23 protein-coding genes and 1 tRNA gene are annotated in these 22,314 nt (G+C 68.2%); 17 read left to right on the forward strand and 7 right to left on the reverse strand.

The features are described from left to right. The first annotated feature begins 43 nt into the window (after positions 1-43). Positions 44-511 (forward strand): phosphopantetheine adenylyltransferase, encoded by a 468-nt coding sequence (locus tag C3L37_RS03665; protein WP_129113254.1) that lies wholly within the window; start codon positions 44-46, stop codon positions 509-511. A 33-nt stretch (positions 512-544) separates the two neighbouring features. Here C3L37_RS03665 and C3L37_RS03670 read toward each other — a convergent pair whose 3' ends face one another. Then, positions 545-1,636, reverse strand: coding sequence for a putative sulfate/molybdate transporter (locus C3L37_RS03670; RefSeq protein ID WP_129113255.1), 1,092 nt, complete (start codon positions 1,634-1,636; stop codon positions 545-547). A 356-nt stretch (positions 1,637-1,992) separates the two neighbouring features. After that, complete coding sequence (locus C3L37_RS24145; RefSeq protein WP_164974651.1) at positions 1,993-2,157, reverse strand: DUF7838 family putative zinc beta-ribbon protein; 165 nt, start codon at positions 2,155-2,157, stop codon at positions 1,993-1,995. A 365-nt stretch (positions 2,158-2,522) separates the two neighbouring features. On the opposite strand from C3L37_RS24145, the gene C3L37_RS03675 reads away from it, so the two are divergent. The 9 genes from C3L37_RS03675 to C3L37_RS03715 all read left to right on the forward strand — a co-directional run bounded on the left by C3L37_RS03675 (position 2,523) and on the right by C3L37_RS03715 (position 9,757). Beyond that, positions 2,523-3,968 carry a PQQ-dependent sugar dehydrogenase gene (locus C3L37_RS03675; protein ID WP_129113256.1) on the forward strand — a complete coding sequence of 482 codons (1,446 nt, stop codon included), beginning with the start codon at positions 2,523-2,525 and terminating at the stop codon, positions 3,966-3,968. A gap of 104 nt (positions 3,969-4,072) precedes the next feature. Next, complete coding sequence (locus C3L37_RS03680) at positions 4,073-5,668, forward strand: Na+/H+ antiporter NhaC family protein (RefSeq protein ID WP_129113257.1); 1,596 nt, start codon at positions 4,073-4,075, stop codon at positions 5,666-5,668. A 136-nt stretch (positions 5,669-5,804) separates the two neighbouring features. Further along, positions 5,805-6,038: a DUF7511 domain-containing protein gene (locus tag C3L37_RS03685; RefSeq protein ID WP_129113258.1), complete on the forward strand. Its 234-nt coding sequence runs from the start codon at positions 5,805-5,807 to the stop codon at positions 6,036-6,038. A gap of 102 nt (positions 6,039-6,140) precedes the next feature. Beyond that, positions 6,141-6,383 carry a glutaredoxin family protein gene (locus tag C3L37_RS03690; RefSeq protein ID WP_129113259.1) on the forward strand — a complete coding sequence of 81 codons (243 nt, stop codon included), beginning with the start codon at positions 6,141-6,143 and terminating at the stop codon, positions 6,381-6,383. Next, entirely contained in the window at positions 6,380-6,913 is a 534-nt protein-coding gene (locus tag C3L37_RS03695) for a cob(I)yrinic acid a,c-diamide adenosyltransferase (RefSeq protein WP_129113260.1), read from the forward strand. The genes C3L37_RS03690 and C3L37_RS03695 overlap by 4 nt, the downstream gene beginning before the upstream one ends. Positions 6,914-7,168: 255 nt before the next feature. Beyond that, entirely contained in the window at positions 7,169-7,441 is a 273-nt protein-coding gene (locus C3L37_RS03700; protein ID WP_129113261.1) for a DUF7553 family protein, read from the forward strand. Positions 7,442-7,490: 49 nt separating this feature from the next. Continuing rightward, positions 7,491-7,565 (forward strand) — tRNA-Val (locus C3L37_RS03705). 230 nt (positions 7,566-7,795) lie between these two features. Continuing rightward, positions 7,796-9,238 carry a carotenoid oxygenase family protein gene (locus C3L37_RS03710; protein ID WP_129113262.1) on the forward strand — a complete coding sequence of 481 codons (1,443 nt, stop codon included), beginning with the start codon at positions 7,796-7,798 and terminating at the stop codon, positions 9,236-9,238. 222 nt (positions 9,239-9,460) lie between these two features. Beyond that, positions 9,461-9,757, forward strand: a complete 297-nt coding sequence (locus tag C3L37_RS03715; RefSeq protein ID WP_129113263.1) for a zinc ribbon domain-containing protein — start codon at positions 9,461-9,463, stop codon at positions 9,755-9,757. A 445-nt stretch (positions 9,758-10,202) separates the two neighbouring features. Here C3L37_RS03715 and sucD read toward each other — a convergent pair whose 3' ends face one another. From sucD to C3L37_RS03735, 4 genes are all read right to left on the reverse strand, one after another. Next, complete coding sequence (sucD, locus tag C3L37_RS03720) at positions 10,203-11,072, reverse strand: succinate--CoA ligase subunit alpha (RefSeq protein ID WP_129113264.1); 870 nt, start codon at positions 11,070-11,072, stop codon at positions 10,203-10,205. Continuing rightward, positions 11,069-12,217, reverse strand: a complete 1,149-nt coding sequence (gene sucC, locus C3L37_RS03725) for an ADP-forming succinate--CoA ligase subunit beta (RefSeq protein ID WP_129113265.1) — start codon at positions 12,215-12,217, stop codon at positions 11,069-11,071. Before sucC ends, sucD begins: the two co-directional genes overlap by 4 nt. 110 nt (positions 12,218-12,327) lie before the next feature. After that, on the reverse strand, positions 12,328-12,618 hold the full coding sequence (locus C3L37_RS03730) for a hypothetical protein (protein ID WP_129113266.1): 291 nt from the start codon (positions 12,616-12,618) through the stop codon (positions 12,328-12,330). Between the two features lie 51 nt (positions 12,619-12,669). Beyond that, complete coding sequence (locus C3L37_RS03735; RefSeq protein ID WP_129113267.1) at positions 12,670-12,882, reverse strand: hypothetical protein; 213 nt, start codon at positions 12,880-12,882, stop codon at positions 12,670-12,672. Positions 12,883-12,939: 57 nt separating this feature from the next. Here C3L37_RS03735 and C3L37_RS03740 point away from each other — a divergent pair, with 57 nt between their 5' ends. Next, a complete protein-coding gene (locus C3L37_RS03740; protein ID WP_129113268.1) occupies positions 12,940-13,902 on the forward strand; it encodes an alcohol dehydrogenase catalytic domain-containing protein in 963 nt (320 codons plus the stop codon). Positions 13,903-14,027: 125 nt separating this feature from the next. Then, complete coding sequence (locus tag C3L37_RS03745) at positions 14,028-14,738, forward strand: SDR family oxidoreductase (protein ID WP_129113269.1); 711 nt, start codon at positions 14,028-14,030, stop codon at positions 14,736-14,738. A 50-nt stretch (positions 14,739-14,788) separates the two neighbouring features. On the opposite strand, the gene C3L37_RS03750 is transcribed toward C3L37_RS03745, so the two are convergent. Continuing rightward, a complete protein-coding gene (locus C3L37_RS03750; RefSeq protein ID WP_129113270.1) occupies positions 14,789-16,117 on the reverse strand; it encodes a sodium-dependent transporter in 1,329 nt (442 codons plus the stop codon). A gap of 252 nt (positions 16,118-16,369) precedes the next feature. On the opposite strand from C3L37_RS03750, the gene C3L37_RS03755 reads away from it, so the two are divergent. The 5 genes from C3L37_RS03755 (at position 16,370) to C3L37_RS03775 (ending at position 22,291) form a co-directional block, all read left to right on the forward strand. Further along, positions 16,370-17,698, forward strand: a complete 1,329-nt coding sequence (locus C3L37_RS03755) for a sodium-dependent transporter (protein WP_129113271.1) — start codon at positions 16,370-16,372, stop codon at positions 17,696-17,698. Between the two features lie 165 nt (positions 17,699-17,863). After that, positions 17,864-19,285 (forward strand): sodium-dependent transporter, encoded by a 1,422-nt coding sequence (locus C3L37_RS03760; RefSeq protein WP_129113272.1) that lies wholly within the window; start codon positions 17,864-17,866, stop codon positions 19,283-19,285. Positions 19,286-19,400: 115 nt separating this feature from the next. Continuing rightward, entirely contained in the window at positions 19,401-20,624 is a 1,224-nt protein-coding gene (locus C3L37_RS03765; protein ID WP_129113273.1) for an HD domain-containing protein, read from the forward strand. 64 nt (positions 20,625-20,688) lie between these two features. Continuing rightward, positions 20,689-21,702: an amidohydrolase family protein gene (locus tag C3L37_RS03770; RefSeq protein WP_129113274.1), complete on the forward strand. Its 1,014-nt coding sequence runs from the start codon at positions 20,689-20,691 to the stop codon at positions 21,700-21,702. A 112-nt stretch (positions 21,703-21,814) separates the two neighbouring features. Then, complete coding sequence (locus C3L37_RS03775; protein ID WP_228546098.1) at positions 21,815-22,291, forward strand: universal stress protein; 477 nt, start codon at positions 21,815-21,817, stop codon at positions 22,289-22,291. Positions 22,292-22,314 lie beyond the last annotated feature (23 nt).

Consider the following 22,314-nt stretch of genomic DNA (forward strand, 5'->3'; position numbering starts at 1 on the left):
TACTGGAGAGGGGTGAAGTGCCTTCGCGTCGTACCCCCCGGGTATGCGAGTCGTCGTCGCGGGAACCTTCGGACCGCTTCACGACGGACACCGCGCGCTGTTCGAGCGCGCGCTGGAGGCCGGCGACGGGGGCGTCGTCGTCGGCCTGACGAGCGACGAACTCGCGGCGCGGACGCGGCGCGAACCGCGTCCGGTCCCGCCGTTCGAGGAGCGACGCCGCGCGGTCGAGGCGGCGCTCGAAACGCTCGACGAGTGGGACCGGGACGCGGAAGTGCGGAAGATCGACGACGAGTTCGGGTTCGCGGACGACGACCCGTCGCTGGACGCCGTCGTCGTCTCGCCGGAGACCGACGAGGAGGTGGCGGAGATAAACGAACGACGGCGAGAGCGCGGGTTGGAGCCGCTGGAGACGATCGTCGCGCCGTACGTCCTCGCCGAGGACGGCGAGCGGATCTCCTCGACGCGGATCGTCCGGGGGAAGATCGACGAGCACGGACGCGCGCTGGAGTGACGTTTCGAGAGGGCGACCGCGGGCGAACGTGATTCACCGCCGCTCCCGCCGCAGAAGGAGCTGGTAGACGGCCGCGCCGACGAGGAGACCGGCGGCGACGTTCACCGCCGCTCCGAGGACGCCGACGAGGACGGTCAGTCCGAGCGACTCGGTCCCCAGCGCGCTCCGCGAGAGTTCGATCGCGACGATGCCGAGGAGGACGCCGAGGACCGGGATGGGGAACGCGGCGACGAACGCCGCGCCGGCGAAGGGGACGATCGCGACGAAGCCCGCACCCTGTATCACGTTCGCGCCGCCCGTCCGGGCTCCGAACGCGTGCGCCCCCGCGACGCCGTCGCAGCCGTGACACATCGGGATTCCGCCGAGCGGGATCGACGCGAGGTTCATGAGGCCCATGTTCCGTGAGAGCCGATCGGCCGAGACACGCGCTTCGAACAGGTCGGAGACGAGAAGCGACGTGGCGATCGCCGCGTTCCCGATCGTCATCGCGAGCTGGGCGACCGCGCCGTCGAGCGCGCCGAACGTGAGCCCCGCCCCGAGATCGGGCGTCGGCGGAAGTCCCGGCACCGACGGCGCGGGAAGGCCCGCCGAGACGACGGCGACGACAACACCGACGCCGAGGACGGCGAGCGCGCTCGCCCGTTTGTGGCCCAGCGCAATCGCCGCCGCCGCGACCGCTCCGCCGCCGACGGCGAGGACGAGGTCGTCGAGCGCGAGCGCCGCGCCAGTTCTGAGGAGCAGGAGCGCGACCGCGAGCTGCACGCCGCGGACGACCGGCTCGCCGATCCACCGCTCGACGGCCCCGAGGACTTTCGCCCCGCCGAGCGCGGTCAGGACGACGCCGAGGACGACGCCCGCGACCGCCAGCTCCGCGTAGGTGAGCGAGCCGGCGATGGCGAGCGCGGCGAGCGCCTTCATCGGTTCGACGGACAGCGGCAGGCCGTACGCGACGCCCCACACGATCTGGAACGCCCCGAAAACCAACAGCACGTGCGGGAGCGAGACCTCCGTGAGCGCGGCGAGGGCGACGACGATCGGGAGCGTCGTGACGAGATCGCCGACCGATCCCGTGACCTCGCCCACGGAGAGTGCGACGCGTTCGGCTCTACCGACCGGGTTCGCCATGCGTCGCGAGAGATCCGCGCTCGGTTCCCTCGGGTCCGCGCGAACGGGCGGCGGGACGTCCAGCGTCCTCCGTCGTGTACGCAACCGGATATGGTTCCGAGAACACCGAACGTCGATCGCGTAGGTGAGTCGAAACGCGCCGTTCGGATTCGGGTGAATCCATAGTACGTGGCGTTATCGCCGCGGATTGATTACTGTTGTCGGTAATCGAAAGTCGTTGCTACCGGATCGGTTAGTAATGTAATTTGGTTACGCTACTGTCCCCCACCGACGCGCGCGGTGGAACGCGTTCGAGAAGGCGCGAGTCACGCGATAGCCGTCGCTCCGAGTGAGATGCGCGAAATAAAACGGACGTCTCAGGCCGAACTGTCGATGTCGCCGTCGATCAGGACGAACCCGTAGTCGCAGTCCGTACAGCGCCACTTGGTCTTCTCGCCGAGGTGGAGCGTCGTGCTCGCGGCGCGGTAGAACTCCCGCGGGCCACCGCACTCGGGGCAATCGTGCTCGATTTCCAGGCTCATAGCGTAGCATCGATGGGGCGGCGTGTTGAAGATGTTGGTTCGCGCGGGCGGAGCGATCGCCGACCTCGATCCGGATCGCCGGTCACCGCGCGCGTCGGATGGTAAGTCCGTCGCACGTTCGAACTCGGCGTCGCCGACGAGACCGACGAAAGCGCGGACCGGCTGTGGTCTCCGCGCTGACGACCGCCGACGCGGTCTCGTCCGTTTCGATCCGTGATGTATATCACATAGAGCGATACATAATCCACGGCGGTGCGGACCGAGCCGGCGTTCCGCGGAAGCCGAATCTCCGATCGGGCTTTTCCCCGCGTCGCCTCTGTATATCCCTGCACCACGCTGATGTCTCTCAACTGCCACCTTCCGGTATGTCGTGCGGGAGACGGACCGTCTTGCGTTCGCTCGCGGGCCTCGGAACCGTCGCGGGAGCCGGCACCGTCGCAGGCGTCGGGAGCGACCGGAGACGGACGGGTTCGCGTCGATCCGACGAACCGGCGCGGTACTTTCCCGCCGGACCGCGCGTCTCCGTGAGCGTGGTCGGCTCGGGGCTGACCGCGCCCACCGACATGGCTGCGACCCTTCCGCCGGACGGGCGGACGTTCGTCGCCGATCAGCCCGGGAGCGTTCACGTCCTCGACGCGACGGGGGTTCGGGACGTCCCCTTCATCGACGTCCGAGATCGGCTCGTCGGCGCGCCGGGCGAACCCAGCGAACGTGGACTGCTCGGGCTCGAATTTCACCCCGAGTTCGCGCGAAACCGGCGGTTCTTCCTCCACTACAGCGCTCCCCCCCGAGCGGGCACCCCGCCGGGGTACGACCACACCGAGGTGATCTCGGAGTTTCGGGCCGCGGCTGATCTCTCGCGGGGGCGACCAGCCACCGAACGCACGCTGTTGGAGATTCCCCACCCGTTTTCGAACCACAACGCGGGGCCCATGGCGTTCGGGCCCGACGGCTACCTCTACGTCCCGATGGGCGACGGCGGTGGGAGCGGCGACAGCGGCCACGGCCACGCTCGGGACTGGTACGAGAGAAACGGCGGGGGCAACGGCCAGGACGTCGACGACAATCTGCTCGGGAGCGTGCTCCGGCTCGACGTCGACGACGCTCGGAGCGGTACGCCCTACGCGATTCCCGAGGACAACCCGCTCGTCGGCACGAGCGGTCGGGACGAACTGTACGCGTGGGGCTTTCGCAACCCGTGGCGACTCTCGTTCGACGATCGAGGGCGTCTGTTCGTCGGCGACGTCGGAGAGGCGTCGTACGAGGAGGTAAGCGTCGTCGAGAAGGGAGGAAACTACGGCTGGAACGTCCGCGAGGGAACCCACTGCTTCGACGCCGAGGATTTCGACACACACCTCGATCGGTGTCCGCGCTCGACGCCCGACGGCGAGCCGCTCCGATCGCCCATCCTCGAGTACCCGCACGAGTACGACGGACGGCCGGTCGGACGGGCCGTCATCGGCGGATATTTCGTCGAACCTGCGGGGGGACGGGGTGTCTACGTGTTCGGCGACTACGCGCGCGACCCCGCGGAACCGTCGGGTCGGCTGTTCGCCGCGGTTCCGCCGGCGGTCGCATCGCCGCCGGCGGGGTCGCCCCAGCGAACGATTCCGAACGAGCCGATATGGTACGCAAAAGAGCTCCGAGTCGGCAGGAGGACGGGCGACGGCCTCGGGTACTATCTGCGGGGAATCGGACGCGGAGCAGACGACGAACTGTACCTGCTCGGGAGCCGACAACTCGGCCCGACGGGAGACACCGGGACGGTTCTCAGACTCGATCTTCCGAGGACGATCGGGAAGGGCTGGTGAACCGCGCGGGCCTCTGACGATGGACGCCCCGGTCAAATTTGACGATACTCCGCCGTCCCGTCGAAAGCGTAAAGAGTTAACTAGGGGATGAGCCATGTTAGTCCATGGCATCAGATTTCGGTGCGCTGTCACTCGTCCCGCCGCTTTTAGCGATCGTTCTGGCGGTCGTCACGCGGCGAGCGATCCTCTCGCTTTTCGTCGGCGTGTGGATCGGGGCGGTGATCGCGGTACAGGGGCTTGGCGTGGTACAGACGTTCGACTGGGTCATCGGATCGATGACCGACTCGTTCAACGCGGAGGTGATGCTCTTCATCTTCTTGCTCGGGGCGGGGATCGCCCTGATCTGGCGGATGGGCGGCTCGCTCGCGGTGGCGAACTGGGCCACGAAACGGCTCGACTCGCGCCGCAAAGTCGGGTTGGCCGCGTGGCTGCTCGGGATGGTCTGGTTCTTCGACGACTACGCCAACACGGCCATCGTCGGGAGTTCGATGAAGAGCATCGCCGACGAGATGCGCATGTCGCGCGAGAAGCTCGCGTACATCCTCGACTCGACGGCCGCGCCCGTCGCCACGTTCGGCATTTCGAGCTGGGTGGCGTACCAGATCAGCATGATAAACACCGGCTACAGGGCGGCGGGGATCGCGGACACCGCGCCCTCGGCGTTCGTCACCTTCCTCCGGAGCATCCCGTACAACGTCTACTGTCTCCTCGCGGTGCTCATGGTCGGGATCGTCGTGGTCACACGCCGCGACTTCGGCGAGATGCTCGATGCCGAAACCAGGGCCCGGGAGACGGGGAAACTCTACCGCGACGGCGCAAAACCGCTCCAGAGCATAAAGGAGGAACTCGGTGCCGTCGAAACCGAAGAGCCGATGCTCCGGCTCTTCATCCTCCCGGTCGCCGCGCTCGTGGCCGTCGTCGTCGTCGGAGCGGTCTGGACCGGGTACGCGCCGAACCGGGACGCGCTCGCGATGGCGGAAAACGCGGACTTCATCGGCGCGCTCGTCTGGGGGTCGTTCGCGATGGTCGCGACGGCGATCGCCCTCTCGCGCGCGTACGACATCATGGGACTCGACGAGGCGATGGACACCGTCATCGACGGGTTCGGAATCATGCTGAACGCCATCAGCATCCTCGTGCTCGCGTGGTCGATCGGGACCGTCGCCGAGGAACTCGGCACCGGGCAGTTCGTCACCGGGATCGCACAGGGGGTCGTCACGCCCACGCTGCTGCCGATCGTCATCCTCTTCGCGGCCGCGGTGATCTCCTTTTCCATCGGCACCTCGTGGGGCACGATGGCGCTCGTGACGCCGGTCGCGATCCCGATGGCGTGGGAGATCTCCGGCGGTTCGAACGAGATGCTCGCCGTGGCCACCGGGGCCGTGTTCAGCGGCGCGATCTTCGGGGACCACTGCTCGCCCATCTCGGACACCACCATCCTCTCGTCGACCTTCGCCGGCTCCGACCACGTCGACCACGTTCGAACGCAGATCTACTACGCGCTCACCGTCGTCTCGGTCGCGACGCTCGTGTACCTCCTCTACGGCCTCACGGGCCTGTCTCAGTTCGTTCTGCTCCCCGCCGGCGTGGTCGTCCTCGTGGCGCTCGTGTACGGGCTCTCGGAGTGGGACGCGCGGCGGAAGAACCTCTCCGCGACGCCGTCCGCGGACGCCGCCGGCGAGACGACGAGTGACGACTGATCGGGTTCTCACGGCGCGAGAACCGGGGACGGAATCTTTTATTAGAGCGTCGAACGCTGAACCGTAGTCGGGAGACGCGACGAACGGAACGATCGCCAATCGACGCCGTGGATCGGGCGACACCGAGGATCGAAGGATGCTAGACGACCACACAGAGTACGGACGGAGCGGCGAGAGCGACGAGTGGGCGGCCGTCGGCGCTGCCGTGCCGGACGACGCCGAAATACGCTTGACGGCGAAGATCGTCGAGCTGGACGACGAATCCGTGGAGTGTACGATCTATCCCCCGGACGCGACCGGGATGGATCTCATGACCACGTGGATCACCGCCGGCGAGGGATCGTTCGTTGATCTCGACTCGGTTCGCTGACCCTGCGGAGGAGGAACCCAGCGCTTTTTCTTCGCGTTCGCGGGGATCGACGACGTTCGTACGGGGCGAACATACTTGCCGCGCCCGCGCCTACGAGGGCGCATGTCCGTTGTCCTGTACGCGCTCGACGGCTGTCCGTACTGCGAGAGGGTACACGACGCGCTCCGGGAAAGTCGGGTCGACTACGAGACCGAGTGGGTCGAGGCGCTCCACTCGGACCGAGACGAAGTGAGGCGGGTGAGCGGACAGCGCGGCGTCCCGGTGCTCGTCGACGAGGAGCGCGGCGTGACCATGGCCGAGAGTGCCAACATCCTCGACTACGTCGAGACGACGCTGGCGCGATGACGATCTACACCGGCCGCGGCGACGAGGGCGAGACCGACCTCCGAGACATGACGCGGGTGTCGAAGACGAGCGCCCGGATCGAAGCGTACGGCACCGTCGACGAGGCCAACGCCCTCGTCGGAACGGTCGTGCCGACGGGGTACGACGACGTCGACGGATTCCTCTTCGAGATCCAGAACCACCTCCACGTCGTGCAGGCGGACTTCGCGAACCCGACGCCGGACGAGGACGACCCGCGGGTGCGGAAAGAGCACGCGGAGCGACTGGAGGAGTGGATGGACGAGGCCGACGAGGAACTCGATCCGTTGCGGTCTTTCATCCTGCCCGGGGGGAGCGACGCGGGCGCGAAGCTCCACCACGCGCGGGCAGTCTCGCGGCGCGCGGAGCGGCGCGCGGTCGCGCTCGCCGGCGAGGAACCGGTGAACGAGCACGCGATCACGTACCTCAACCGACTCTCGGACGCGCTGTTCGTCGCCGCCAGACTCGTGAACAAGCGAGACGGCGTCCGCGAGGAGTCGCCGACGTACTGAACGCCGGCGCTCGGCGTCGATCGCAGTGAGAAGGTTAGGTTCGGGCAGTCGGACCACCGTGATGCCCACGGTCCTCGTGCCTCGGGACAGACCGATGCGCGCTCTCGCGACGGGTCCGCGACCCGCCTCGGCGCACCGTGCTTTAGGCTTGCCTAACAATCACAAAAGCGTTCCGGTTTCGGCTGGCCTAAAAATCGTGGAGGAGATAACACGTCTCCCACAACCATTTTATTTGTTGTCGGCGTAAGGGCAGATATGAACGCGCACTTCAAAGACGCGTGGTACTACCTGAAGCGAGCGGGACAGCACCTGAAAGCCGGCGTCGAGAAGGAACTTCGGCCCGTCGAAGCGCGGGTCCGCAGGCGCGTCGGACGGGAGCGAGAGCCGGAGCCCGGCCGTTTCGACAAGGCCCGGTCGGAGCTGAAAGAGGCCGAGAAGCGAGCGGAGGAGGAAGCGAAAGAGGCCTTCGAGACCGCGAAAGAACGGGTTCGAAAGTACCGCGGCGGCCGCAAGAAGAAGGCGGCGTAGCCGCACAAAGCAACTCTTAAGTTTCGACCGCGGGTACCCACTTCGTAGCGGGTTGGTGATCTAGTCCGGTTATGATACCTCCTTCACACGGAGGAAGTCGGCAGTTCAAATCTGCCCCAACCCATTTTTCGAGCGACTACCCGCGAGGAGCGAATGCGACGAGCGCGTCGCTCGAAAATCGGTCCGGTAGATTTGGGCCCAGAAAACGAGCGAAGCGACGTTCTCGCGGTTCAAATCTGCCCCAACCCACTTGCACCGGCGCTACGTGACGAGCGGAGCGAGGGATCCGAACCGGCGTCGTGAGGGCCCTCGGTTCGGCGACGGGCCCTATACCGTGCGGACCCATGGAGGCCCATGGAACGAGCCGAGGGTTACCGCGCCGGCTTCCGGACGCAGCGAGAGGAACTGTCCGACGCGCGACTCCCCGTCGAGGGATCGTTTCCGGACTGGCTTCGCGGGACGCTCTTCGTCAACGGCCCGGGGCAGTTCGAAGTCGGCGGCGAGTCGCTGATCCACTGGTTCGATCCGCTGGCGATGCTCCGGCGGTTTCGGTTCGACGACGACGGCGTGAGCTACGCGAACCGCTTCGTTCGAAGCCGGGACTTCGAGTACGCCCGCCGGAAGGGCGGCGTGCGGACGCCGTTTCCCGGGACGCCGCCGGACAGATCGGTGGTGACGCGGCTCCGACAGCTCCTCTCGGGGACGTTTCCGGACAATCCCGTCATCGGGGTACAACGGCTCGGCGGGCGGTTCCTCGCCGTCACGGAGTCCCCACACGGGTTGGCGTTCGACCCGGAGACCCTGGAGACGACGGGGAGGGTGGACCTGACCGCGGGTCTGGACAGCGATCTGACCCTGGCGCACGTCCACTACGATCACGACGCGGAGACGTTCTGGAACCTCGGCGTCTCCTACGGTCGCGAGACGACGTACACGCTGTTCGAGCGGCCGGCCGACGGCGGCGCGCCGACGGCGCTCTCTCGACTCCGGTTCGAGGGAGCGCCCTACGTCCACTCCTTCGCGCTCACCGAGCGGTACGCTGTGTTGACGATCAACGCCTTCGGGCTCGACGCGACCGCGCTTCTCCGCGGTGCCGTCACCGGCGGCACCTTCCTCGACGCGTTCGGACCGCTCGGGGTCCCCACCCGGTTCGTCGTGCTCGATCGGTCGACGGGTGCGCACGTCCGGACCCTCGAAGCGCCGCCCGCGTTCGTCTACCACCACGCCAACGCCTACGAGCGCGACGGCGTTCTCGTCGTCGATCTGGTCGCCTTCGAGGACGAACGGGCCGTGACGGAGTTGACGCTCCGAAACCTCCGGAGCGACTCGCCGGCGCTGCCCCGGGGCGATCTGATTCGGTACCGCCTGCCGCTCGAAGGCGGGAGCGCCGAGCGCCGACGTCTCCACCGCGGTCCGGTCGAATTTCCGATGGTGGACTACCGCCGCCGCGGCGGCCGACCGCACCGGTACGTCTACCTCGCGGAGACGGCGGACGGGTCGGCCCTCCCGACCGCCGTCACCAAAGTCGACGTCGAGTCGGGCCGCGTTCGGCGCTGGCGCGAACCCGGGACGTACCCCGGCGAGCCCGTGTTCGTCCCCGCCCCGCGGTCGGACGCCGAAGACGACGGCGTCCTCCTGTCGGTGCTGTTGTCGCCGCCCGCGGACCGGTCGGAACTGGTCTGTCTCGACGCGTCGACGCTGTCGGAGCTCGGGCGAGCGCCGCTCCCGCACCGGCTCCCGTACGCCTTCCACGGCCAGTTCTACGGCCCGCCCGCGCCCGGACGAACGATGCCCTGATCGCGGGCGGGCTCCGAGCGGTTCGCCCCCCTTTCCGCGTGATCTCCGGGAGACCACCTCCCGCGGGTGCGCTCTCGGCGAACTGACGGGGGTCGTTTCCACGACCGACTCGCCCTACGAGCGACGCGCCGTCTCGACGCGACGACAGTCGCGCACGGTGCGACAGTCGCGTGCGGTGTCACAACATCACACACAAGCGCGTCGGGACCCTGTCGGTCAACTATGAACGTGGAACTCCTCTTTCGTCTCGCCCTGGCAACGTTCGTCATCGTCGCGCCGACGGCGCTGTTTCTCGGCCTCTGGCACGGGCTGCACGCGCTCCGGGACGATCGACTGCTCGCGCAGGTGACGGCCGAAACCGGCCATCGGAAGGCCGACCTCGCGCCGACGCTCGGCGACCTGTTTCCGACCGCCCGGCGGGAGCGGACGGCGGTCGATCTCGTCGCCTGCGGCGCGTGCGGCGCGCCGAACCCCCCCGACGTTCGGTTCTGTCACGACTGTCTCTCTCGACTCGACTAGCGCCGTGGGTTTTGTCCTACGATCAAAATAGTTGATAAAACACGGGATTTTAATCGATCATCGAACGATCCGCCGCCACTGATCGTGATACGATCTCCCGTATCGAGGAGAACGGACGCGAGAGCCCGTGAGATTTGCTCACAGTGCGGTCGTAACTGTCGTGTACTTCCGTGATATAAATGTCAATGTAGCACAAAACTCTTAAGCGAGTAAATTCTACGAGTAGACATGCACTGGAAACACAAGCGCAACCAGCGAGAGGCGGACCGCAAGAAGAAAGAAGCCGGTAGCGGCACCAAGTGGTCGTTCGTCGCCGCCGCCATGGTCGCGGCGTAGATCGGGCGACGGCCCCTCGGGACTCGATTTTACGCGCGAAAACGCTGATCGCGGTTTTTTGTACGGAACGGACGAGGCAGCGTCAGCCCCGCCCTTCGACGTTTCGCGCCTACAGGTAATCCTCGATGTGGTCCGCGACTTCCTCGGGCGTGTCGCCGACCGGGACGCCGGCGTCGTTGAGCGCGTCGATCTTCGACTCGGCGGTGCCGGTGCCCGACCCGGAGACGATCGCGCCGGCGTGGCCCATGCGCTTGCCCGGCGGGGCGGTTCGCCCGGCGATGAATCCGGCGACCGGCGTGTCCATGTACTCGGCGATGTACGCGGCGGCCTCCTCCTCGTCCTCGCCGCCGATCTCGCCGCACATGACGACCGCCTCGGTCTCCTCGTCGGCCTCGAACAGTTCGAGCGCGTCGATGAACGACGTGCCGATGATGGGGTCGCCGCCGATGCCGATGGCGGTCGTCTGGCCGACGCCGCGGCCGGTCAGGTTGTCGACGACCTGGTAGGTGAGCGTCCCGGAGCGCGAGACGAGCCCGACGTTGCCGTCGGCGAAGATGTTACCCGGCAGGATGCCGAGTTTGGCCTCGCCGGGCGTGATGATCCCGGGACAGTTCGGTCCGATGAGGCGGGTGTCGACCTCCGAGAGCCGCTTTTTCACCTTCGCCATGTCCTGCGTCGGAACGCCCTCGGTGATTGCGACGACGAGATCGAGGTCGGTGTCGAGCGCCTCGAAGATCGCGTCGGCCGCGAACGCCGGCGGGACGAACACGACGGATGCGCTCGCGTCCTCCTCCTCGACCGCCTCGGACACGGTGTCGAAGACCGGGACGCCCTCGACCTCCCGGCCGCCCTTGCCGGGGACCGCGCCCGCGACGACGTTCGTTCCGTACGCCATCATCTGTCCGGTGTGGAACTTGCCCTCCCCACCGGTGATGCCCTGTACGACCACCCGGGTGTCTTCGTCGACGAGAATGCTCATTCGTTGGTCACCTCCGCCGCGTACTCGACCGCGCGCTGCACCGCGTCCTCCAGCGTCTCCTCCACCGTGACGAGTTCGTCGTTCAGGATCTCCCGGCCCTCCTCCGCGTTCGTGCCGGCGAGGCGGACGACGACCGGCTTCGGGATCTCGTCGAAGGCTTCGAGCGCCTCGTTGATCCCCTTCGCCACCTCGTCGCCGCGGGTGATCCCGCCGAAGATGTTGAACACGACCGCGTCGACGTTCGAATCGGAGAAGACCATGTCGAGCGCGTTCGTCACGCGCTCGGCCTTCGCGCCGCCGCCGATGTCGAGGAAGTTCGCGGGCGCGCCGCCGTAGTAGTCCACGAGGTCGAGCGTCGTCATGACGAGCCCCGCGCCGTTGCCGATGATCCCGACGTTGCCGTCGAGTCGGACGTAGTCGAAGCCGTACTCGCCGGCCTTCCGCTCCAGTTCGTCCTCGTAGGTCTCGTCTTCGAGTTCCGCGAGCTCCGGCTGGCGGAACAGCGCGTCGTCGTCGACGTTCATCACCGCGTCGGCGGCGACGACCTCGTCGTCGGACGTGATCATGACCGGGTTGATCTCGATGTCGCTGGCGTCGCGCGCCTCGTAGAGGTCGTACAGCGTCGTGAGGATCGAGGCAACGTCGAGGGCGACGTTTCGGGGGATACCCGCCTCGTAGCAGACCTTCCGCGCCTGGTAGGGGTGCAGGCCGAACGCCGGGTCGACGTGCTCTCGCGCGATGGCGTCGGGGGTCTCCTCCGCGACCGCCTCGATGTCCACGCCGCCCTCCGTCGAGACCATCGCGACCGGCTCGCCCTCGCCGCGGTCCATCGTGACGCCGACGTAGAGTTCGTCCGTGAAGTCGACGCCGGCCTCGACGAGCACCTGCTCGACCGTGTACCCCTTCAGATCCATGCCGAGGATGTCGTCGGCGTACTGGCGGGCCTCCGCCGCGTCCGAGGCGATCTTGATGCCGCCGGCCTTCCCGCGGCCGCCGACGTGGACCTGGGCCTTGATCGCGGCCGGATACCCGATCTCCTCGGCCGCGTTCACCGCCTCGTCGACGCTCGTCGCGAGCCGGGAGTCGGGTACGGGAATCCCGGCGTCGGCGAAGATCTCCTTCGCCTGGTACTCGTGGAGTTTCATGCGTTCGTGAAAGCGTCGGACGGGCGCTTAAATCCCGTTCATCCGGGACACGGAGTGGCACATTTGCCGCTTCTCGAAAATCGGAACTCGGGTCGTAGTGAACGCGCGCTTCAGGGTTCGGCCAGCGCGTCCCGGGCGATCCCGACGCCGCCGACGAGGACGCCGGCGACGACGAGGAGGAGACCGACACCGACGCCGGGGCTCGTCATCATGACGTTGCAGCCGTCGCTGTAGACGACGCCGAAGTACTGGAAATCGAACCCGACGAGCGAGTACTTCGGGTCTCGATTGGGAGGACACGCTGCGGCCGTGCTCGTGTAAACGAGTCCCGTGACGGCGGTGATGCTTCCGACGAAGAGGCCGACGCCGAACAGCGCCATTCCGATCCGCTTTGCGCCCATGTCGTCGGACTCGTCGGGCGGGAAGAAAGACGTTCGGGATCCGACGCGGGGCTACGACTCCCCCTCCGCGTCGACGTAGAGCCGGACCAGCCCGCACTCGGGGCAGACGTAGCCGTCCGGCTGTACCGTCTCCTTCAGTCCGATCGAGCCGAGGAGGCCCTTCTTCGGCTCGTCCGTCCGCAGCCGGAGCACCTCACCGTCGACGGACGTGACGGGGGCGACCCGCTCCATCCGCACGTCGCAGTCGGGGCAGCGTCGTTCCATACCCCACCTTCCGCTTCTGACGGCTTTATCCTCCCCGGACTCGTGGCATCGGGTACCATGCGAGCAGTTCGGTTCCACGAGCACGGCGGACGGGAGGTACTGCGGGTGGACGAGGTCGACCGCCCGGAGGCGACGGGCCACGACGTCGTCGTCGAGGTCGGCGGCGCGGGCGTGAACCCGGTGGACACCTACTTCCGCGAGGGGTCGTACCAGCCCTTCGCGATGCCGATGATCCCCGGCGTCGACGTCGCCGGCGAGGTCGTCGAGGTGAGCGAGTACGTCGAGGACTTCGAGGAAGGTGACGTCGTGTACGGCACCGGCCTGAGCAAGGATCACTACGGCGGCTACGCCGAGTACGTCGCGGTCCCGACGGACCGGCTCGCGAAGCTCCCCGACGGCGTCGACCCGATCGCGGCCGGCGGCGCGGGGGTCGTCGCCGTGACGGCGTGGCGGGCGCTCGTCGACCACGCGGGCCTCGAACCGGCCGAGACGGCGCTGATCCACGGCGGAAGCGGCGGCGTCGGCCACGTCGCGGTCCAGCTCGCCGCGGCCGCGGGCGCGCGCGTGCTCACGACCGCCGCGCCCGAGTACCACGACCGCCTGCGCGAACTCGGCGCGGACGCGGTGCTCGACTACGGCCGCGACGACCTCGCCGACGCGGTGCGGGAGGCCGGCGGGGGCGGCGTCGACGTGATCCTCGATCACCGCCTCGACGACTACCTGCAGTTCGACGCCGACGTGGCGAACGTCGGCGCGCGGGTCGTCGGCATCGGCGAGAACGACCCGCGGGTGGGGTTCGAGCGCTCGTCGGCCGCGCGCTCGAAGGACCTCCGGATCACGATGATGAGCATGTTCAACACGCCCGACCTGCGCGTCCCGCTCCGGAAGCTCGCGTACCTGATGAGCGAGCGAGACCTCGACGTCGACGTCGCTCGGACGTACGACCTCGACGAGGCCGGGGAGGCCCAGCGCGCGGTGATGGAAGACAGCTTCCTCGGAAAGCTCGTCATCGTCCCGTAAGCGGACGCGACGGAGTCTTCGGAGTCGTCGATGGCGGACGGGGAACGCGGGGCCGAGCCGGCGCGGTGCATCGGCGCGCCCGATCCGCACGCGGCTTTATGCGGCTCCCGGACGATACGCCACCCATGTCCGTCAGCTTCGACTTCACGGATCGGGTCGCGCTCGTGACCGGCGCCAGCGGCGCGCTCGGCAGCGCCGTCGCGACCGTCTTCCGCGACGCGGGTGCGACCGTGGCGGCCGCCGACATCGTCGAACCGGACGACGACGACGCGCTCTTGGATCCCGGCGGGGGGATTCACTTCTATCAGGCGGACCTCACGAGCGAGGACGAGGTGTCGGACCTCGTCGACTCGGTGGTCGAAGACCACGGCCGCCTCGACTTCCTCCTGAACATCGCGGGCACGTGGCGCGGCGGGTCGCCGATCGACGAGACGGACGTCGACGCGTTCGACTTCCTCTTCGACGTGAATCTGAAGACGATGTTCCTCGCCTCGAAGCACGCGCTGTCGCACCTCCGCGAGACGGAGGGGGCGATCGTCAGCGTCTCGGCGCGCGCCTCGCTGGAGGGCGGGGAGGGCGACGGCCCCTACCGCGCCTCGAAGGCGGGCGTGCGCCTCCTGACCGAGACCATCGCCGAGGAGAATCTCGGAACCGTCCGCGCGAACGCCGTGATGCCGAGCGTGATCGACACTCCGCAGAACCGCGAGATGATGCCCGACGCGGACCACGACGCGTGGGTCGACCCCGCCGAGATCGGTCGGGTGATGTCGTTTCTCTGCAGCGACGCCGCCGCGGTGACGAGCGGCGCGGCGGTGCCCGTCTACGGCGAGGCGTAGCGCCCCGCCGCGGATCGTCGCACGACGGAAACGTAATCGGCGACCGGCGTTCAGAAGAACGCTTCGTTCAGGAACTCGATGTAGCCCGAGACGCCGAGCGCCAGCGTGACGACGAGGACGATCGGCACCACGAGGCGGACCGTCCAGATCCAGAACGCCGCGAACGCGCCGTCCGAGCCGCGACCGCGGTTCAGTTCGTCGAGCGCGCCGTCGGCGTACACCCACCCGACGAAGAGCGAGAGCAACAACCCGCCGAGGATGAGCAGGATGTTGTTCGCGAGCAGGTCGTACGCGTCGAGGTAGGTCAGATCGAGCGCCGTCGGGATGCCGAGGACGAACAGCACCGCCGCGATGGCGATCGTTCCGGTCTTCCGGTCGACGCCGAAGTTGTCGATTAGGAACGAGACGATCACCTCGAGGATGCTGAACGCGCTCGTCAGCGCCGCGATCGCGAGCATGATGTAGAAGACGGCCCCGACGAGACTACCCGCCGGAATCCCCGCGAACGCGTCCGCGAGACCGATGAACACGGTTCCTGCGCCGCCCTCGCCGGGATCGACGTTCTGCGCGAAGAGGAAGGGGAACACGACCAGTCCCGCGAGGAAGGCGATCGCCGTGTCGATGACGACGACGGTCAGCCCGTCGGTCAGGAGGTTTCGATCCTCGCCGAGGTAGGAGGCGTAGGTGATCATCACGCCCATCCCGAGCGACAGCGTGAAGAACGCCTGTCCCGCCGCGTCGGGGATGATAGAAAAGAGGTTCGCCGAGATCTCGCCGAAGTCCGGCGCGAGGTAGTACGCGTACGCCTCGCTCGCATCGGAGAGCGTCGCGCCGTACCCGGCGAGGATCACGAGCAACACGATGACGCTCGGCACCATCAGCTTCGCCGCGCGTTCGAGCCCGTTTCGGATGCCGAGCGCGACGATGCCGGCGACGAGACCCATGAAGAGGGCGTGGAACAACACCGCGTTCGTCCCCGTCGCGGTCGCCGCGAAGTGGCCCTCCGGGTCGGCGAAGTACGCGCCCGTGAAACTGTCGATGACGTACTGCAGCACCCAGCCGCCGACGACGCTGTAGTACGAGAGGATGATGAAGCCGGCGAGCGCCCCGATCGCCCCGGCGAACGTCCACCCCGGCTTGCCGAGGCGCTCGAACGCGTTGACCGGGTTCCGCTCGGATCGCCTCCCGATGACGAACTCGACGAGCAGGACCGGGAGCCCGATGACTCCCACGAAGAGGAGGTAGACGACGAGGAACGCCGCCCCGCCGGCCTCCCCCGTCAGAAACGGGAACCGCCAGATGTTTCCTAGTCCCACTGCGCTGCCGACCGCTGCCAGAATGAAGCCGAGCCGCGTGGCCCATGTTTCTCGTGCAGGCATGATAGCCACTCTCTTTGCGACGTGTTATAAACTCTCAGGTTTGGAAACGTGTTTGAGATCTTGTATATTGGCCGTGAAATAGCGTCGGTTCGGCGGACCGCTCTTCGCAGCAACGGGAAAATACGGCGATTTGGGGATCGTACGGGGTGATTCGAGGGCTCGACGTTCGAGGATTCGATCTCCGCGGTCGACGGCGCAGGATCGGCCGTCCGACTCGAAACCCACTTTAGGGAATCGGGACACACACCGACAATGGCGAGAGAGACGTGGGCCACGAGGGTAGGGTTCGTCCTCGCGGCCGTCGGTAGCGCGGTCGGGCTGGGCAACATCTGGCAGTTCCCGTTCAAGACCGCCGAGTTCGGCGGCGCGACGTTCCTCGTCGTCTACCTCGTTGCGGCCCTCTCGGTCGGCCTCCCGGCCATCCTCGCGGAGTTCGTCGTCGGCCGTCGGTCGAAGCGCAACGTCGTCGACGCCTTCGGCGCGCTCGGTCACCCCGGGTGGACGCTCGTCGGCGTCGTCGGGCTGTTCTCCGGCTTCTGGATCCTCTCGTACTACAGCGTCGTCGGCGGCTGGGTGCTCCGCTACGTCGCCGGCAGCGCGACGGGCGCGTACTTCGGCGATCCCGCGGCGTACTTCGCGGGGATCGCCGCCGGGACCGACGCGCTCGCGCTCCACGGCGCGTTCATGGCGATCGTCGTCGGCGTCGTCGCCCTCGGCGTCGAAGACGGCATCGAGCGGGCGACGAAGCTGATGGTGCCGAGCATCGTCGTCGTCCTGCTCGCGCTCGCGCTCTGGGCGGTCACCCTCCCCGGCGCGGGCGCGGGGTACGCGTACTACCTCGCGCCGGACCTCGACGAACTCTTCGCCAACCTGGGCGAGCTCGTCCCTTACGCGGTCGGACAGGCGTTCTTCTCGCTCTCGCTCGGGATGGGCGCGATGATCACCTACGCCTCCTACCTCGACGGCGACGACAGCCTCGCGCGCGACGGGCTCGCCGTCGTCCTGTTCAACACGTCCGTGGGCGTGCTCGCGGGGTTCGTCGTCTTCCCGCTGCTCTTCGCGCAGGGCGTCTCGCCGGACCAGAGCGGGCCCGGCGCGGTGTTCGTCGGGCTGGCGACCGCGTTTTCCGAACTTCCGGCCGGTCGGCTTCTCGGCGTCGCCTTCTTCGTCGTGGTGCTCGTCGCGGCGCTGTCGAGCGCCATCAGCCTGCTCGAAGTGGCCGTCTCGTACGTCATCGACAATCACGACGCCGGGCGCGCCCCGACCGCCCTCGGACTCGGGGCGTCGATCTTCCTCCTCGGCGTCCCCTCGTCGCTCGACCTCGCGTGGTTCGAGTGGTTCGACGCGCTCACGTACAACCTCTACCTGCCGCTCTCGGTGCTTCTCGTCCTCGCGTTCGTCGGCTGGGTGCTCGGCGGCGACGCGCTCGACGAGGTGCGAAAGGGAACGTCCGGCGACGGTTTCGCCGCCCTCGCGTGGCTGTGGACCGTGCGCGTCGTCGTCCTCCTCGCCGTGGTCGGGACGCTCGCTCTCGGGCTCCAATCGCTCGTCCTCGACGGCGCGATCGCACCGCCGTTCTGATAACTGACGGGCGGCTGTACGGTTACGATCCGTAGGCGATCCGCGCTTTTCGTCGACGCATCGGTTCGGATATCGAACACACAGCGTCGGAAAACCGTTATCATTGCCGATTGAGGGATTCGAGACCCGAAAGCCACTTTAGCGGAACCGAGCCAACGAATGACAATGACACGAGAGACGTGGGCGACGCGGATCGGTTTCATCCTCGCCGCCGTGGGAAGCGCGGTCGGACTGGGCAACATCTGGCGGTTTCCGTGGGTCACCGCCGAGAACGGCGGCAGCGCGTTTCTCGTCGTGTACCTCGGTATCGTCCTCGCCGTCGGCGTCCCCGGCCTGCTCGGCGAGTTCGTCATCGGCCGACGGGCGAAGCGCAACCCGGTCGGCGCGCTCGAATCCCTTTCGAACGCTCGCTCGTGGGGGTACGTCGGCGCGTTCAGCGTCGTGACGGCGATCGCGCTGCTTTCTTTTTACAGCGTCGTCGGCGGGTGGATCCTCCGGTACTTCTTCGAGAGCCTCCTCGCGGCCGGAACCGCCGGCCCGGTCCCCTTCTTCGACGAACCGGGGGCGTACTTCGACCGAGCGTCGTTCGGGCCCGCGGCCGTCGGATTTCACCTCCTCTTTCTCGCGCTGACCGCCGGCATCGTCGTCGCGGGCGTTCGCCGGGGCATCGAACTCGGCACGAAAGTGATGATGCCCGCCATCGTCGTCCTGCTCGTCGCGCTGGCCGCCTGGGCGGCGACGCAGCCGAACGCCGTCGACGGCTACGCCTTCTACCTCCGGTTCGACGTCGGGACCGTGCGGGAGAACTTCTTCTCGCTGCTCGGCCCAGCCGCGGGGCAGGCGCTTTTCACCCTCTCCGTCGGCGCGGGGACGATGATCACCTACGCCTCCTACCTCGGCGAGGATCGATCCCTCCCGTTCGACGCGACGACGATCGCCGTGCTCAACACGTTCGTGGGCGTGCTCGCCGGACTCGTCGTCTTCCCGCTGCTCTTCGCGCAGGGCATCGATCCCGGGAGCACCGGCACCGGCGCGGGCGCGCTCTTCGTCGGCCTCGCCGGCGCGTTCGCGACGCTTCCCGCGGGCTCGCTCGTCGCCGCGGCCTTCTTCGGCGTCGTCACGCTCGCCGCCCTGTCGAGTTCGATCAGCATCCTCGAGATCCCCGTCTCCGTCCTCGTCGACGAGTACGGTCTCTCCCGACGCCGCGCGGTCGGCCTCATGCTCGGCGTCGTCGCCGCCACCGGCACCGTCAGCGCCCTCGCGCCGTCGATCTTCGACTTCGTCGCCGGCACGCTCGTCGACCTGCTCCTCGCCGCCGGCCTCGCCGCGTTCCTCCTGTTCGTCGGCTGGGTGCTCGGCCGCGACGCGATCTCGGAGTTCGAGGCCGGCGCCGGCTCGCTCGCCCGCCGGCTGAGCACGCCGTGGCTGTTCGCCGCCGGCGTCGCGATCCCGCTGTTTCTCGTGTTCACGCTCCTCACGGGGCTCGGGCTGGAAGCCGCCGTCGGCTTCTGGCCGACCGTCGTCGTCGCGGTCGTCGTCGGCCTCGCGACGTTCGCGGGCCTCCGGGGGCGGAAGTCGGTCGTCTAGGTCGCCGGATCGTCCGCGGCGACGATCACCCCCTGATCATCCCCTCGACGGCCCGTCGTCCGCGCGCCGACACCCCGGGCGACGGTTTTTATCCGATCGCGCCGAACCTCGGACAATGATCACGATCAAGGACAGCGTCCACGACCACATCGAGGTCGAGGGCGTCGCGGCGGCGCTGCTCGACGCGCCCGCCGTGCAGCGGTTGCGCCACATCAAACAGCTCGGAACCGTCCAGCTCGTCTACCCCTCCGCCAACCACACCCGGTTCGAGCACAGCCTCGGCGTCTACCACCTCGCCAACCGCGCCCTCGGTGAGCTGGGAATCGAGGGACGGCAGGCGGAGCGGATCCGCGCCGCGTCCCTCCTGCACGACGTCGGCCACGGACCGTTCAGCCACAACATTGAGGCGCTCACCCACCGACACACGGGGAAGTACCACGACGACGTGGCGGAGCTGCTCGCGAAGGGAGACGTGGGCGACGTCCTCCGCGACCACGACCTCGATCCCGAGTGCGTCGCGGGCCTCGTCGCGGGCGAGGGGACCTACGGTCAGCTCGTCTCGGGCGAGCTCGACGTGGATCGGATGGACTACCTCGTGCGCGACGCCCACCACACCGGCGTCCCCTACGGCACCATCGACCACGAACGGCTGATCCGGGAACTCGCGTTCGTCGACGGCGAGCTGGTTCTGGCGGAGGGGAACGTCCAGACGGCGGAGAGCCTCCTCCTCGCGCGCGCGCTCATGAACCCGACGGTCTACCAGCACCACGTCGCGCGAATCGGCAAGGCGATGCTTCGCCGCGCGTCCGAGCGGCTCCTCGCCGACACCGACGTCTCCGCGTCCGAACTGCGGCGGATGGACGACCACGACCTCGTCGTCGCCCTCCGGACGACGGCGTCGACCCGCGAGCTGGCCGACCGGCTCGGCAACCGAAACCTGTACAAACGCGGCGTCTGGGCCGAGTTGTCCGACGTACCCGAGAGCGTCCTCGCCGCCCCCCACGACGAGATCCGCGACGCGGAGCGCGACGTCGCGGACGCGGTCGGCGTCGACGCGGCCGAGGTCGTCATCGACGTCCCCGCGAAGCCGTCGATCACGGAGTCGTCCTCGCGGGTCGTCGTCAACGGCGACATCCGACAGCTCGACCGGCAGTCGCCGCTCGTGAGCGCGCTTCGAACCGCGCAGCGCAACCAGTGGCGACTGGGCGTCTACGCGCCCGAGAGGGTCGCGGAACGGGTCGGCGAGGAAGCGGCGGCCGTGCTCGGACTGGACATCGACGGCGCGCTCGTCAGCGACGTCCGCCGCGGACTCCGGACCACGCTGGACGAGTTCGACTGACGGCGAGTTCCGATTCGACCGTCGTCCGGGGGGTTCAAGCACCCCGACCGTCAGAAGTCGGACGATGATCATCGAGGGGACCGTCCTCGTCGGCGGGGAGTTCGAGCCGGTCGAGGGGAGGGTGGTCGTACGGAACGGAACGGTGGAGGCGATCGAGGAGGAGCGGACGGATTCGGACGACGTCGTCGTTCCCGCGTTCGTGAACGCCCACACGCACATCGGCGACTCGATCGCGAAAGAAGCGGGCGCGGGGTTGAGCCTCGACGAACTCGTCGCGCCGCCCGACGGGCTCAAACATCGCCTGCTGCGGGCCGCGAGCGTCGGCGAGACGGTCGCGGCCATGCGCCGCTCCCTCCGGTTCATGGAGGCCGGCGGCACCGCGGCGTTCGTCGAGTTCCGCGAGGGCGGCGTCGAGGGCGTCGACGCCATCCAGCAGGCGATGGGCGGGCTCGACGTCGAGGGCGTCGTGCTCGGCCGCGAGACCGAGGCGGCGATGCGCGAGGCCGACGGCTTCGGCGCGAGCGGCGCGCGCGACGGCGACTTCGACCACCTGCGGAACGCCACCCGCGAGGCCGGTAAACTGTTCGGCATCCACGCCGGCGAGCGCGACTCGACCGACGTCAACCCGGCGCTCGACCTCGACCCCGACTTCGTCGTCCACATGGTCCACCCCGAGGACGTCCACCTCGAACGCATCGAGGACCGGAACCTGCCGGTGGTGGTCTGTCCACGCTCGAACCTCGTCACGGGCGTCGGCGCTCCGCCGATCCGAGAGCTCGCGTCGCGGACGACCGTCGCGCTCGGGACGGACAACGTCATGCTCAACAGCCCCTCGATGTTCCGGGAGATGGAGTTCGCGGCGAAGCTCGCGGACCTCCCCGCCGAGGAGGTGCTCCGGATGGCGACGGTCAACGGGGCGGAGATCGCCGGCCTGAACTGCGGGCTGATCGAACCGGGCCGCGACGCGAAGCTCCTCGTGCTCGACGGCGATTCGGACAACCTCGGCGGCGTCCGGGACATCGTCCGCGGCGTGGTGCGGCGGGCGGGTCACGCCGACGTGAAGCGGGTCGTGCTCTGACGGGCGGACGGGCTCGTTCCGTCGGCCGGGAGACGGGTCTGATTCCGGTCGAATTCGGCGACGGACGCGATCGCTCGACGGCGCGAAGAGTTATTACTCGGGGAGGGAAACCATGTCAGTGAGACGCATGGGTTTGTACCACCGGATTCTCGTCCCGACGGACGGTTCGGCGGAGGGCGAGCGCGCCGTCTCGCACGCCGTCGATCTGGCGGAGGTCCACGGATCGACCGTGCACGCGCTGTACGTCATCAACACCGCCAACTTCGCCGGCCTCCCGATGGAGTCGTCGTGGGAAGGGATCGACGAGATGCTCCGACGCGACGCCGAAAAGGCGATCGCGGAGGTGGCGCGAATCGCCGAGGATCGGGGCGTTCCGATCGAGACGGCCGTCGTCGAGGGAACGCCGAGCAGGGAGATCGTCAGGTACGCGGAGCGCGAGGGGTGCGATCTCGTCGTGATGGGTACCCACGGCCGCGGCGGCATCGACCGCCTCCTCCTCGGCAGCGTCGCCGAAAAGGTCGTCCGCGGGTCGAACGTCCCCGTGATGACCGTCCGGGTCGGTCCGGAGCGCGCGGGCGAAGCCGACTGAGAGGGCGGATCGCGCGGAGCGGC

Source organism: Halegenticoccus tardaugens, from assembly GCF_004116405.1.
GTDB classification, from domain to species: domain Archaea; phylum Halobacteriota; class Halobacteria; order Halobacteriales; family Haloferacaceae; genus Halegenticoccus; species Halegenticoccus tardaugens.

Bases quoted from the DNA above. Each gene is read 5' to 3' on its own strand.
- C3L37_RS03760 (WP_129113272.1), top strand. From the start codon at position 17,864: ATGACACGAGAGACGTGGGCGACGCGGATCGGTTTCATCCTCGCCGCC.
- C3L37_RS03710 (WP_129113262.1), top strand. From the start codon at position 7,796: ATGGAACGAGCCGAGGGTTACCGCGCCGGCTTCCGGACGCAGCGAGAG.
- C3L37_RS03665 (WP_129113254.1), top strand. From the start codon at position 44: ATGCGAGTCGTCGTCGCGGGAACCTTCGGACCGCTTCACGACGGACAC.
- sucD (WP_129113264.1), bottom strand. From the start codon at position 11,072: ATGAGCATTCTCGTCGACGAAGACACCCGGGTGGTCGTACAGGGCATC.
- C3L37_RS03750 (WP_129113270.1), bottom strand. From the start codon at position 16,117: ATGCCTGCACGAGAAACATGGGCCACGCGGCTCGGCTTCATTCTGGCA.
- C3L37_RS03715 (WP_129113263.1), top strand. From the start codon at position 9,461: ATGAACGTGGAACTCCTCTTTCGTCTCGCCCTGGCAACGTTCGTCATC.
- C3L37_RS03695 (WP_129113260.1), top strand. From the start codon at position 6,380: ATGACGATCTACACCGGCCGCGGCGACGAGGGCGAGACCGACCTCCGA.
- C3L37_RS03775 (WP_228546098.1), top strand. From the start codon at position 21,815: ATGTCAGTGAGACGCATGGGTTTGTACCACCGGATTCTCGTCCCGACG.
- C3L37_RS03755 (WP_129113271.1), top strand. From the start codon at position 16,370: ATGGCGAGAGAGACGTGGGCCACGAGGGTAGGGTTCGTCCTCGCGGCC.
- C3L37_RS03745 (WP_129113269.1), top strand. From the start codon at position 14,028: ATGTCCGTCAGCTTCGACTTCACGGATCGGGTCGCGCTCGTGACCGGC.
- C3L37_RS03735 (WP_129113267.1), bottom strand. From the start codon at position 12,882: ATGGAACGACGCTGCCCCGACTGCGACGTGCGGATGGAGCGGGTCGCC.
- C3L37_RS03740 (WP_129113268.1), top strand. From the start codon at position 12,940: ATGCGAGCAGTTCGGTTCCACGAGCACGGCGGACGGGAGGTACTGCGG.
- C3L37_RS03670 (WP_129113255.1), bottom strand. From the start codon at position 1,636: ATGGCGAACCCGGTCGGTAGAGCCGAACGCGTCGCACTCTCCGTGGGC.
- sucC (WP_129113265.1), bottom strand. From the start codon at position 12,217: ATGAAACTCCACGAGTACCAGGCGAAGGAGATCTTCGCCGACGCCGGG.
- C3L37_RS03690 (WP_129113259.1), top strand. From the start codon at position 6,141: ATGTCCGTTGTCCTGTACGCGCTCGACGGCTGTCCGTACTGCGAGAGG.
- C3L37_RS03680 (WP_129113257.1), top strand. From the start codon at position 4,073: ATGGCATCAGATTTCGGTGCGCTGTCACTCGTCCCGCCGCTTTTAGCG.
- C3L37_RS03675 (WP_129113256.1), top strand. From the start codon at position 2,523: ATGTCGTGCGGGAGACGGACCGTCTTGCGTTCGCTCGCGGGCCTCGGA.
- C3L37_RS24145 (WP_164974651.1), bottom strand. From the start codon at position 2,157: ATGAGCCTGGAAATCGAGCACGATTGCCCCGAGTGCGGTGGCCCGCGG.
- C3L37_RS03685 (WP_129113258.1), top strand. From the start codon at position 5,805: ATGCTAGACGACCACACAGAGTACGGACGGAGCGGCGAGAGCGACGAG.
- C3L37_RS03730 (WP_129113266.1), bottom strand. From the start codon at position 12,618: ATGGGCGCAAAGCGGATCGGAATGGCGCTGTTCGGCGTCGGCCTCTTC.
- C3L37_RS03770 (WP_129113274.1), top strand. From the start codon at position 20,689: ATGATCATCGAGGGGACCGTCCTCGTCGGCGGGGAGTTCGAGCCGGTC.
- C3L37_RS03765 (WP_129113273.1), top strand. From the start codon at position 19,401: ATGATCACGATCAAGGACAGCGTCCACGACCACATCGAGGTCGAGGGC.
- C3L37_RS03700 (WP_129113261.1), top strand. From the start codon at position 7,169: ATGAACGCGCACTTCAAAGACGCGTGGTACTACCTGAAGCGAGCGGGA.